This window comes from Priestia sp. KCTC 13724 (assembly GCF_056820425.1).
Genome location: NZ_JBXDLD010000046.1, coordinates 20,991 through 32,929, shown reverse-complemented (window position 1 = coordinate 32,929; position 11,939 = coordinate 20,991). Strand labels below are relative to the sequence as shown.

Here is an 11,939-nt window from a genome sequence, read left to right as displayed (position 1 = left end):
AATGACTCACCTAGAAAAGTTATTGATCGATTGTGCATTCGATTGTAAAAGATAAATTCAACTTATATAAAACAACTTGTACAAAAGATGACAATTCAACAAAAAAAAACTGAAAATCAAATAGACATAAATAAAGTTATTACAAATCAATCTTCCCCTGAAGAAAAGGTTCACTTATTTCGAAGCTTATTTAGAGGTAGAAATGATGTATTTGCGAAACGGTGGGAATCTAAAAGTGGACGCTCTGGCTATAGCCCCTCCTGTGTAAATGAATGGCATCCAAAGTTATGTAGAAAACCTCAGATTAAATGTAGCAATTGTACTCATCGAATTTTAATGAACTTGTCAGATCAAGTCATTTATGATCACCTAAGTGGAAAACATACAGCAGGTCTTTACCCACTTCTTGACGATGATACATGTTGGTTTTTAGCTATAGATTTTGATAAACAAAACTGGAAAGATGATGTTTATGCTTTTGTACAAGTCTGTAAAGAGTATCATATCCCTTGCAATATTGAACGTTCTCGCTCTGGTAATGGCGCTCATGTATGGATTTTCTTTCAAGAATCTATAACTGCATCTCTTGCGCGAAAACTTGGAATGAATCTTCTATCTAAGACATTAGAAACTCGATATGAAGTTGGGATGGACTCTTATGACCGTTTATTTCCTAACCAAGATACCTTGCCCAAAGGAGGATTTGGCAATTTAATTGCATTGCCGTTACAACAACAGGCTAGGGTAAATAGTAATAGTATCTTTGTAGATGAAACATTTACTCCTTATCCAGATCAATGGATATACCTTTCGTCAATTAGGAAAATGTCGAAAATAGATGTGCAGAAAGTAATTAAACAGGATGATTCCACTATTATTAGAGAAAACATATCGGGACAAATACTCCCTAAACAAATGACCGTTGATTTAAAGAATGGAATTCATATTCCGAAAGAGGGGATCTCTTCCTTTTTACTAACCAAGATAGCAAGGTTAGCAGCTTTTAATAATCCTGAGTTTTATAAAGCTCAAGCAAATCGGATGTCAACACATAGAATACCAAGAATTATTAATTGTACAGTAGACGAAACAACTCAATTCGTATTGCCAAGAGGTTGTTTCGAAGATTTACAGAAACTTTTACAAGAACACTCTGTTCATGTGGGAACTGCAAATCAACGATATGAAGGAAATCCAATTGAGGTCACCTTCCATGGCACATTGACATCACAACAACAAGAAGCTATTTCTGAGTTACTTACACATGATAACGGTATTCTCTCAGCCACTACTGGGTTTGGTAAAACAGTTACAGCAGCTGCACTTATAGCTGCTCGGAAAGTTAATACTTTAATCATTGTACATCGCACGCAGTTGATGCAGCAGTGGATGGAACAGCTTTCTACTTTCTTTGACATCCCGTTAAAATCAATTGGACAGATAGGTGGAGGTAAAAATAGATCAACAGGAATAATTGATGTAGCAACGATTCAAAGTTTAAACCATAAAGGACAAATTGATGCTCTTGTGACACAATATGGACAAATCATCGTTGACGAATGCCATCATATCTCAGCTTTTAGTTTTGAACAAGTATTAAAAAATGTGAGAGCAAGATATGTACATGGATTAACTGCAACACCTATTCGGAAAGATGGTCTCCATCCTATTATTTATATGCAATGTGGTCCAATTCGTTATAAAAATGATGCAAAAGTACAAGCGAAAATCCGACCTTTTGTTCATCGATTTATCCCTAAACATACAACATTTTCTACAAAAAAGACGAAGATTCAAGATATTTATAGCGAACTATCAACAAATACACAACGAAATCTTCTATTATTTAATGATGTATTACAAGTTCTAGAGGAGGGCCGTTCGCCTTTAGTATTGACAGAAAGAGTTGAACATGTTGAAGAACTACACAGAAGGTTTAAAGGATTTGCCAAAAATATTATCATCCTCTCAGGTAGTATGAAAAAGAAAGAACGTCAGCAAGAATTACACCGTTTGGTAGAAATTCAAGATGATTCAGAGTTGCTAGTAATTGCTACAGGAAAATATATTGGAGAAGGCTTCGATTATTCCAGGCTTGATACCTTGTTTTTAGCCATGCCAATATCTTGGAAAGAAACTTTACAACAATATGTAGGGCGTTTGCATCGAACCCATGCCAATAAACAAGAAGTTAGAGTATATGACTATGTAGATTACAATGTTCCGATTTTAAAGAAAATGTATGAAAAACGCTTAACAGGCTATCGAACGATGGGCTATACAATAGATGATAATCCATCTTCTAGTGCTGAACAGATGAGGCTGTTTTAAATTCATGTATTCCCACGCTGCCTCGTTTGAATAGATAGCTGTTATTTATTGAACATCCATTTATATATTGGAAACACAATTAACTATATTAACTTTTAGTGGTTTTATCGTTCATAAACAAACTTTCTGCAAATATATGAGTTACTATAGTTGTTTTTTCATTCAATGTAGGTAAAAAATATTTTATTTCGTGCAGATATATGGGTAATTATTATACAATTTTATGGGTTAAGTCACACTTACTTATAAAAAGAACCATGAAGCTGCACTAGCGGCTTCATGGTTCTTTTTTATTTGAAGTTTATTTATGTTGTTTCAGGTTAGAAGCTGAAACTGTTAAGGATTATGCTATGGCTATGTATTTCATCGCCATTTGAAAGAACGAAATAGTTGCATGAAGCGCAAACTGCATACCAATACATGCTCGCTGCCCATTTCCAAAGGGTTTAAAAGCATGATGTGGCACTTTTTTAGGATCTTCAAACCGTTCTGGAATAAACTCTTCTACATTATCTCCCCAAGTACTTTTATCACGATGCAAAGAAGGAAGTAAAACCATAATGCGCTCACCTTCTTTTTGCACAGGGTATTTGCCTCCAATAAGGGCGTCTTCTTTAGCAAAAAGGTTGAAAGCAGGTGCGGTTGGCCATAATCGGAGAGATTCGTTTAACGCCATTTTGATATATTTGAGTTTTACTACTTGGTCATATGAAGGTACATCATCCGTCAAAATAGTATCGACTTCTGTATAAGCTTTTTCCAACTTATCAGGATTATTCATTAAGTAGTAAATGGCAAATGACAGTAATTCACTCGTTGTTTCATGACCTGCAATTAAAAAAGTAATAATTTGATAACGAATGTTTTCATCATCTAGCAGGTCATCTGTCTCAGGATCTTTAACGTTTAGCATGCGCGCCAATAAATCTTTGTCGTTCTGACCATTTTCATTTTTGCGTTCTGAAATGATACTATCAACCAATGAAAACATCGCTTGGATATCATGTTGAAACTGTTTTTGTTCGAACCATTAATTTATCTTGAATATCTAGTCGTTGCATTTGATGCATGGCTTCTTCTAAAGCACGTACCATACTTGTTACAAAAGGGTGATAGTTTTCGCGATAAAAGCTATTGAAGCGATAGTTGAACCCACATAAGCCAATTGTATCTAATGTGAGTCTGGTCATATCCTCTGGAACATCAACTTCTTCATTTGGGTTTAAACGCTCCCACTTTTGAACGAGCTGAACCGCAATATCAGTCATCATAGAATGGTAATCTTTCATTGCTCGTTGCCTAAATGTTGGAGCCAAAATATTGTGTGCCTTTTGCCAGTTTGGTTCGTGTGTCCAACTTGTAAAGAGACCATCGCCACCAAAAGCGCGAACTTTAGCTAAAGCACCTTCAGCATTTTTATCAAAACGTCACTGGTCACACACTTCTTTTACAAGCTCATGTCCTGAAAGAACAAGAGAGGAGCCGGTCGGACCTTGTAATCGGAAAATCGGGCCATATTCTTCAGCTAATTTCATTAACGATAGGACGGGTTTATTTTTGTCAAGCAAAGGTACGTTGCCAAGAGGTCCATATGTTTTAGGTTGAGGTATTTCGGTTTTCATAAAAAAATCATCCTTCATACATGTAATGAGTAAGTACTATTCAGTTGTCGAAAAAAATTCTTTTCTCGAAAAATATGATAGGTAAATAATTTTATCATTTAATTATTTTCGATCCCGATGATATCCTTTTTGAAGGTAGGGTATCAGACGATTTCTAGCTTAGTATATGAGCTTATTCTTTGTAGTAGCTTTTATTTATCATCATGTAAAGATGAATGATGATGGTGCTGAAAGAATTGCCGAATAAATTAATTGCGGTATAATAGAAGGTGGCAGAGTGATGTTTTAACATTAGATATACATTCGAAAGAGAGTGAAAAATATGGGTCGTAAGTGGAATAATATCAAAGAAAAGAAAGCGTCAAAAGATGCTCAAACAAGTCGAATTTATGCTAAATTTGGCCGTGAAATTTATGTAGTAGCAAAACAAGGTGAGCCGGATCCAGAAGCAAACCAAGCGCTAAAAGTTGTTTTAGAGCGAGCGAAAACGTATAACGTACCAAAAGCTATCATTGACCGTGCAATTGAAAAAGCAAAAGGTGGCGGAGAAGAAAGTTATGACGAGCTTCGTTATGAAGGCTTTGGTCCAAACGGTTCAATGGTTATTGTTGATGCGTTAACAAACAATGTAAACCGCACAGCTTCAGACGTTCGCGCTGCTTTTGGTAAAAACGGCGGTAATATGGGCGTTAGTGGATCTGTTTCTTATATGTTTGATGCAACTGCTGTTATTGGACTGGAAGGCAAATCATCAGACGAAGTTCTTGAAATTTTAATGGAAGCAGACGTTGACGCTCGCGATATTTTAGAAGAAGAAGATGCAGTGATTGTTTACGCTGAGCCAGATCAGTTCCACGCTGTACAAGCTGCTTTTAAAGAAGCTGGTATTACGGAATTTACGGTGGCAGAAATTGTGATGCTAGCTCAGAGCGATGTGACGTTACCTGAGGATGCAAAAGCTCAGTTTGAAAAAATGATTGATGCACTTGAAGACTTAGACGATGTTCAACAGGTCTACCATAACGTTGATCTAAGTGAATAATTTAAAAAAGACGTTCCCATGTGGAACGCCTTTTTTATTAAGCTAATTCTTTTTGTTTTGTTTCAGATCCTAAGAAAATAACCGATGCCACACCAATTAAGATAGCTCCTGCGAAAATAGTAAATATAACGGTCAGAGAAGCGCCTTTAGTTGTTAAATAACCAATAAGCAGTGGGCCTAAAATTCCTCCAATTCTGCCAAAGGAAGCAGCCATTCCTGCACCAGTACCGCGAATAACTGTCGGATATTGCTCCGGTGTATACGCATATAAAGCTCCCCAAGCACCTAAGTTAAAGAACGACAAAAGCATTCCTGATGCTAGCAGTAAGCCGAGAGACTCTGCAGTTCCGAAGAAATATGCGCTTGCAGCCGTTCCAATGAGATAGGTGATTAGTACAAATTTTCGTCCCATTCGTTCAATGAACCAAGCGGCCGTATAATAGCCCGGCAGTTGTGCAAGAGTCATAATGAGTACGTATTCAAAGCTTTTAATTAAGCTGAATCCTTTTATAACCATCACGCTTGGTAACCATAAGAACATACCGTAGTAGGAGAATACAACGCAAAACCAAAGAATCCATAACATGATTGTTGGTTTACGATAGTCTTTGCTCCATACATGCTTAATATTATCTAAAACGGATGGTTTATGTTCTGCAATTGACTGTGTAAACTTCGGTGAATCTGGAAGTTTGATACGCAAATAAAGTGCGTAAAAAGCAGGTAAAGCGGTAATTAATAATGCGATTTGCCAGCCGAAGTTTGGGATAACAAAGTATGAAATAAGTGCGGCAGCTAACCAGCCATATGCCCAAAAGCTTTCCAGCAATACAATGATTTTCCCTCGTCTTTCGGGAGCTACGGTCTCTGATACAAGTGTTGAAGCAACAGGAAGCTCTCCGCCTAGTCCCATTCCGATAATAAATCGTAAAATTAAAAACATCCATAAAGTTGTCGATAAAGCAGACAATCCGCTCGCAATTGAAAAGAGTAATAGCGTAATAATGAACACCCATTTTCGACCGATTCGATCCGCAAGCAATCCAAAAACAAGAGCTCCAACAGCCATGCCGATGGAGTTCACACTACCAATCCAGCTCATTTCATTAGGTGTAAGGTTCCATTCTGTATGTAGAGCTGCAATAATAAACGAAAGAATGCCTACGTCCATTGCATCGAATAACCAACCGAGTCCGGCGATGTTTAATAGCTGACGTTCAGACAAATTGTTCTTACTCATAGGGTCCTCCTCTAACAGATGTCTTTACAGTAGTCTTAAACAGTTTACAACTGTCTTTACATTTTGTCACTAGTAATTTTGAGTTTGGCAAAAGTGAGAGGGTAGAGAATGGAAAAAAAGACGCTAATAAGCGTCTTTGTAGCATTAGCGATTTGTGTCTTCAATCGTACCTTCTTGGTAAGTGTCGCTCATTTGTTCATGCGTTTCAGAAAGGCCTTGTGATACTTCATCTGAATTTTTGTAGTCTGCAGCTTTAAATTGACGTCCTGCTAAATCATTTGTATTGACGGGTTTAATTTGTTTTTGGTTTTCATTTTTATTCATATTGTATCTTCCTTTCCTTAGTGAAATAAACTTCTTCCTCAGTTTGTGTGAGTAGGGAAAGATATATACAAAAAAAGACAGCCTTTCTGTAAAGGCTGTCCTGTTGTTTATTTTTCAGATAAAAATACTTTTTCAATATCATCTAGCATGATATTCGCAGCTAATACACCACCAGCAGTATTCCAGATTGCATCTTCTACAGGATACACGCTATCTGTTTTTGATACGTTCAAGTTTTTAAACAATGGATCGTTGGTCCACTCTTCAGCTACCTTTGTAGCTTCTCCATCACCAGTTTCGTATGAGAAGTAGAATAATTTATCTCCATCCATCGCTGGAATACGCTCTTTTGTTGCGTTCATTTCAGCTAAGTCGTTCTGCTGTTGTGATTCAGGACGAGCAAAGCCAAGTTGATCTAGAATTACACCAGAAAATGAATCTTTATGATAAATACGTACATCGCCAGCTGTAAAGCGTACAACTGAAATTTCTTCTTTCTTTTGGTCTCCAAGCTTCTCTTTTAAATCAGCCACTCGGTTATCAAAGTCAGCTAATACTTTTTTACCTTCATCTTCTTTATTTACTGCTTTTGAGTAAAGCTTGAAGTTTTCTTTCCAGTCGCCTCTTAGTTCTTCAGCAAAAACAGTTGGTGCGATTTGGCTTAATTGATCATACACTTTTTCTTGACGCATTTTGTTACCAATAATTAAGTCTGGCTTTAAAGATGCAATCGTTTCAAGACTAGGTTCGCTTTCAGTACCTACGCTTTTAACACCTTCCATTTGGTCTTTAATATGGTCATACCAAGGATCTCCTAACCAAGACTCTACTGCTCCGACTGGCTTAACACCCATAGCTAATAGTGCTTCCGTACCTTCATTTGTCAAAATAACAACACGTTTTGGCGTTCTGTCAATTTTTGTTTCACCCATTGCGTGTTTAATTGTATAAGACTGATCTTTTGCTGCGCTGTCGCTGTTTTCTTTTTCACCTTCAGATGATGAATTACCGCAAGCTGCTAAGAAAACAAGAACCAGTACAGCCATCAGTGAGAATAAATATTTCACTTTAGACGCTTTCATTTAATGAACCCCCTATGTATGATTGATAATGATTTTCAATTACAACTATGATAATATTGCAAAAATTAAAGGCTGTCAATAAAAAGTTGAAAATGATTCTCAAAGTCATTGACACTCATTTTAATGTTCCCTAAACTAAAAGAAAGTAATAGTTAAATAGGCTACCTTAGAGGAGCAATGAAGATGATTTTGCAAAATAGACAAATGAGAGTAACTGGTTTAATTTTAAGTATAATCTTTCTACTAATTTGTATTGGTTTAAGCATTGTCTTAGGCTATACAGATACAAGCATAAAAACAGCTATAAATGCGTTCCAGTCGTTCGATGGTTCAAACGAACATTTAGTTATACAAAATGTTCGATTACCACGTGCTCTAATAGGTGCTGTTGTAGGTGCATGTCTTGGGATTGCAGGCGCAATGATGCAAGCGTTAACGAAAAATCCGCTTGCTTCCCCTGATATTCTTGGTGTGAATGCTGGAGCAGGTTTTTTTATCGTGGTTGCCATCATGATTTTTTCAGTAAACTCTCTGCAAGCCTTTACGTGGATTGCATTTGTTGGAGCGGCTTTAACCGTAGTAGCAGTGTATTTGTTAGGCTCGATTGGTAAAGAAGGACTAACGCCTATAAAAATGACGCTTGCTGGAGCAGCAATTGCTGCGTTTTTTTCTTCTTTAACACAAGGTTTACTCGTATTGGATGAAACAGCACTCGATCAAGTACTGTATTGGCTAGCAGGTTCAGTACAAGGGCGTAAACTAGAAGTGTTGTATGGCGTACTACCTTATATTGCTGTTGCAATTATCGTGTCATTTATTCTGGCAGGGAAAATAAATATTTTAAATATGGGTGAAGATGTGGCGAGAAGTTTAGGGCAGCGAACCGTTGCTGTCAAACTAACAGCAGGTATACTCATTGCCATCTTGGCAGGAGGAGCCGTTGCCATTGCAGGCCCTATTAGCTTTGTAGGTATTATCATTCCTCATATCGTAAGAGCGTTTGTGGGCCACGACTATCGTTGGATTTTCCCTTATAGCGCAGTAGCAGGGGGGATTTTGCTGTTAATTGCAGATATTGCAGCTCGCTATGTTATTATGCCGGAAGAGATTCCTGTTGGCGTTATGACTGCTTTTATTGGAACCCCATTCTTTATTTATTTAGCAAGAAAGGGCGCTAAAGCATGAAGAAATATCAACCGATTCGTTTAAAAAATCTCTCTTTTTTACTAAATATAAAAGCTACAATTATTATTTCAGTTTGTACGTTGTTACTGTTTGCACTCTTTGTATTAAGTGCTGGGATGGGTGAATTGTTCATTGGCCCATTTAAAATTATCGGAATTTTATTTGGGCAGGGCCTTGAGTTTGAAAAATTAGTGGTCACGTCATTTCGGTTACCTCGTATTCTTGTCGCTATTTGTGCAGGCATTTGCTTAGCGGCAGCAGGAGCCATTCTTCAAAGTCTTGTTCGTAATCCTTTGGCATCACCAGACTTAATTGGTTTAACGGGAGGAGCTTCTGTTGGAGTCGTTTTATTTTTAGCATTATTTAGCGACGAGAAAAACTCCCTAACAGTTAGCATTCAATGGCTGCCGCTTAGCGCATTTTTAGGCGCTTTAATTGTAGCAATCTTGCTTTATATTTTCGCTTGGCGAAACGGAGTATCACCGATTACCTTAGTACTGATTGGCATCGGCTTAACCGCTTTGACCAAGGCAATGACAACCTTATTTATGATTATGGGTCCAATTTATCAAGCGAGCCAAGCGAATATTTGGATTACTGGTAGCGTATATGGATCAAACTGGACAAATGTATATACGATTGCGCCAATTACTGTTATTTTAATCATTATTGCATTGGTTATGGTTCGTAACCTGAATATTCAAGAGCTGGGTGAAGAAGTTGCTATTAATGTGGGAAGTCATGTTCAAAAAAACCGCTTAATGCTGCTTGTAATGAGTACGGCACTAACGGGTACCGCCGTCGCGTTTGCTGGAGGTATTAGCTTTGTTGGGCTATTAGCACCTCATATTGCTCGCCGCCTCGTTGGCTCGTCGTTTGGAGTATTGCTTCCATTATCGGCACTGATTGGTGCAATTTTAATTGTGGCTGCAGATTTAGTAGGAAGAACGTTCTTTTTACCGCTTGAAATACCAGCAGGTGTTTTCACAGCAGCAATTGGAGCACCATATTTTATCTACTTGTTATATAAGCAGCGTAACGTCTAAACTTAATCTTTTCAAAAAAGGAGTGAAAGTCATGCATTCATTAGAAACAAAGTCGTTAAGCTTGTCGTATGGAGAAACAATGATTATCAATGAATTAGATTTGAAGATTCCTAAAGGAGAGATTACGGTTTTTATCGGAAGTAACGGCTGTGGGAAGTCAACGCTGTTACGCTCACTTGCTCGGCTTTTAAAGCCGCAAACAGGTTCGGTTCTGTTAGAAGGATCTAAAATATCATCTTTGCCAACAAAAGAAATTGCTAAGCAATTAGCTATCCTACCCCAAGGACCGGTAGCACCTGAGGGTCTTACTGTTTTACAGCTTGTGAAGCAGGGGCGTTACCCTTATCAAAATTGGTTTCGCCAATGGTCGAAAGAAGACGAAGAAAAGGTTCAAAAAGCGCTAGAATCGACAGGGCTAAGTGATTTAGCTGATTGGCAGGTAGACTCTTTATCTGGAGGGCAAAGGCAGCGTGCTTGGATTGCTATGACTCTTGCTCAAGATACGGATATTATCTTACTTGACGAACCAACAACGTATTTGGATATGACTCATCAAATTGAAATCCTTGATTTGCTGTTTGAACTAAATGAAAAAGAACAGCGAACAATCGTAATGGTTTTACATGATTTAAATTTAGCATGTCGTTATGCTCACCATATTGTAGCACTTCAGGACAAACAAATTTATGCGCAGGGAAAACCTGAAGAAGTGATTACGTGTCAGCTGGTTCGTAATGTGTTTAATATGAATTGTGAAGTAACAGTTGACCCGCTTTTTGGGACACCGCTTTGTATTCCGCACGGCAGAGGAAGATGTGTGGTTCAAAAGGTTGGAGCTGAACTCCAGCATGCTTAATAAAAAAGAACAGCAAGCGTTAGCAGAGAAGTTTAGAGCTACTTTTATACAAACGTCAGCCTATGAGATGAAGATAGCAGATCTTGCTGATGAGCGGAAGATAGAGAGTGCTCTCTCTTTTATTCAAGACAAGATAGAAGCGCCCAACTTAAGAGTGGTCGCTTCTATTTTTGCAAAAAGATTAGGGTTTGTAGCAGCAGGCTGCTTATATGCCTTTTCAGTATGTCAAAAAAGAGTCGACGTGCAGCGCCTTTCTTTACAAGCAGAGTGTGAAGATGATGGGTTATGGTTACCTCAAGTCTATTACCCGGAACAAGCCATTACTCAAGTTGACGTAGCGAATCGAAACGAAGAACGAAAAGAAATAGTGACTGAACTTTTGTCTGAAGGATTTGAGTCAATCTGGAATCCACTTAATCAATATACAGGTATTTCAAAAAGGGTGCTGTGGGAAAACATTGCCGTGTACCTACTTTGGCTATATGACCAATTAAAAAAAGATAATAACGTCAATCAGCTTCAGTTAGAAGATGACTTTACTTATCTTTTCTATGAAGCAGCGGGTAATCAGTTTGGTCAATATGAAGTCAACCCTTTAAGGTGCTATACAAGAGCAAAAAGTCGTCAAACGTGCTGTCTATCCTATCAGCTGGCTGGAAAGAAGAAGTATTGTAAAAGCTGTCCCATTTTATGTCGAGCACAAGACAAGGAGGCGCCAATTTATGGATAAAGAATTTAACGAGAAGTTTGATGCACTTCTAGAAAAATATACGGAGCTCATGGTGGGAGAAACAAATCCAGATTTAAAGGATAAGATTGAGAAGTGGGCTTTGTATACATATATTTCAAAGTCAATGCCACCGTTAATTAAGCATTGGAATCATCAATATCCTGAGGCTAAGCAAGAGATGGTCGAACTAATTAAAGAAATAAAAAGCTTAAACGAAGAGCTTCGTGAAAGCAAAAGCTAAAAGAGGCTGGGACATAAGTAATTCAGTCAATGATAAACCTAAACGATTGAGAGTTCCTCATTTTTAATCGTTTAGGTTTTTTGTTGATTGTGAAAACAATGTTGGAAACAGAGTGGAATAGAACGTTCTTCTTTTGGGAAATTTGTTTTGTTATGTCCCATCCTCTTTTTTGTCTAAATAAATTGCAGAACCGGACAAAAATAAGGTACATATACTAGTAAAGAAAAGACGACAAGTTGC

General features: G+C 37.7%; 10 protein-coding genes and 1 pseudogene. 7 read left to right on the top strand and 4 right to left on the bottom strand.

The window, feature by feature from the left end; genetic code table 11:
* The first annotated feature begins 87 nt into the window (after window positions 1-87).
* Window positions 88-2,331 (top strand): TOTE conflict system archaeo-eukaryotic primase domain-containing protein, encoded by a 2,244-nt coding sequence (locus AC1UFB_RS07185; protein WP_482588881.1) that lies wholly within the window; start codon window positions 88-90, stop codon window positions 2,329-2,331.
* A gap of 349 nt (window positions 2,332-2,680) precedes the next feature.
* Here AC1UFB_RS07185 and AC1UFB_RS07180 read toward each other — a convergent pair.
* A pseudogene (locus AC1UFB_RS07180) lies at window positions 2,681-3,953 on the bottom strand (cytochrome P450); the annotation flags it as partial.
* Window positions 3,954-4,275: 322 nt separating this feature from the next.
* Here AC1UFB_RS07180 and AC1UFB_RS07175 point away from each other — a divergent pair.
* On the top strand, window positions 4,276-4,995 hold the full coding sequence (locus AC1UFB_RS07175) for a YebC/PmpR family DNA-binding transcriptional regulator (RefSeq protein ID WP_035319819.1): 720 nt from the start codon (window positions 4,276-4,278) through the stop codon (window positions 4,993-4,995).
* 37 nt (window positions 4,996-5,032) lie between these two features.
* Here AC1UFB_RS07175 and AC1UFB_RS07170 read toward each other — a convergent pair whose 3' ends face one another.
* The 3 genes from AC1UFB_RS07170 to AC1UFB_RS07160 form a co-directional block, all read right to left on the bottom strand.
* Complete coding sequence (locus AC1UFB_RS07170) at window positions 5,033-6,235, bottom strand: MFS transporter (RefSeq protein ID WP_061785938.1); 1,203 nt, start codon at window positions 6,233-6,235, stop codon at window positions 5,033-5,035.
* A gap of 144 nt (window positions 6,236-6,379) precedes the next feature.
* Window positions 6,380-6,559 (bottom strand): YozQ family protein, encoded by a 180-nt coding sequence (locus AC1UFB_RS07165; protein ID WP_025907485.1) that lies wholly within the window; start codon window positions 6,557-6,559, stop codon window positions 6,380-6,382.
* A 107-nt stretch (window positions 6,560-6,666) separates the two neighbouring features.
* Window positions 6,667-7,641, bottom strand: coding sequence for an ABC transporter substrate-binding protein (locus tag AC1UFB_RS07160; protein WP_482588878.1), 975 nt, complete (start codon window positions 7,639-7,641; stop codon window positions 6,667-6,669).
* A gap of 183 nt (window positions 7,642-7,824) precedes the next feature.
* On the opposite strand from AC1UFB_RS07160, the gene AC1UFB_RS07155 reads away from it, so the two are divergent.
* The 5 genes from AC1UFB_RS07155 to AC1UFB_RS07135 are packed head-to-tail and all read left to right on the top strand — an operon-like array spanning window position 7,825 to window position 11,699.
* Entirely contained in the window at window positions 7,825-8,826 is a 1,002-nt protein-coding gene (locus AC1UFB_RS07155; RefSeq protein ID WP_061786632.1) for a FecCD family ABC transporter permease, read from the top strand.
* Window positions 8,823-9,872, top strand: coding sequence for a FecCD family ABC transporter permease (locus AC1UFB_RS07150; RefSeq protein WP_482588875.1), 1,050 nt, complete (start codon window positions 8,823-8,825; stop codon window positions 9,870-9,872). Before AC1UFB_RS07155 ends, AC1UFB_RS07150 begins: the two co-directional genes overlap by 4 nt.
* Window positions 9,873-9,903: 31 nt before the next feature.
* Window positions 9,904-10,728, top strand: a complete 825-nt coding sequence (locus AC1UFB_RS07145) for an ABC transporter ATP-binding protein (protein ID WP_100346637.1) — start codon at window positions 9,904-9,906, stop codon at window positions 10,726-10,728.
* The gene (locus AC1UFB_RS07140) at window positions 10,721-11,458 is read left to right on the top strand and encodes an IucA/IucC family C-terminal-domain containing protein (protein WP_482588873.1); all 738 of its coding nucleotides are present in this window, start codon (window positions 10,721-10,723) and stop codon (window positions 11,456-11,458) included. The genes AC1UFB_RS07145 and AC1UFB_RS07140 overlap by 8 nt, the downstream gene beginning before the upstream one ends.
* Window positions 11,451-11,699: a DUF2573 family protein gene (locus AC1UFB_RS07135; RefSeq protein ID WP_025909449.1), complete on the top strand. Its 249-nt coding sequence runs from the start codon at window positions 11,451-11,453 to the stop codon at window positions 11,697-11,699. Before AC1UFB_RS07140 ends, AC1UFB_RS07135 begins: the two co-directional genes overlap by 8 nt.
* The last annotated feature ends 240 nt before the right edge of the window (window positions 11,700-11,939 follow it).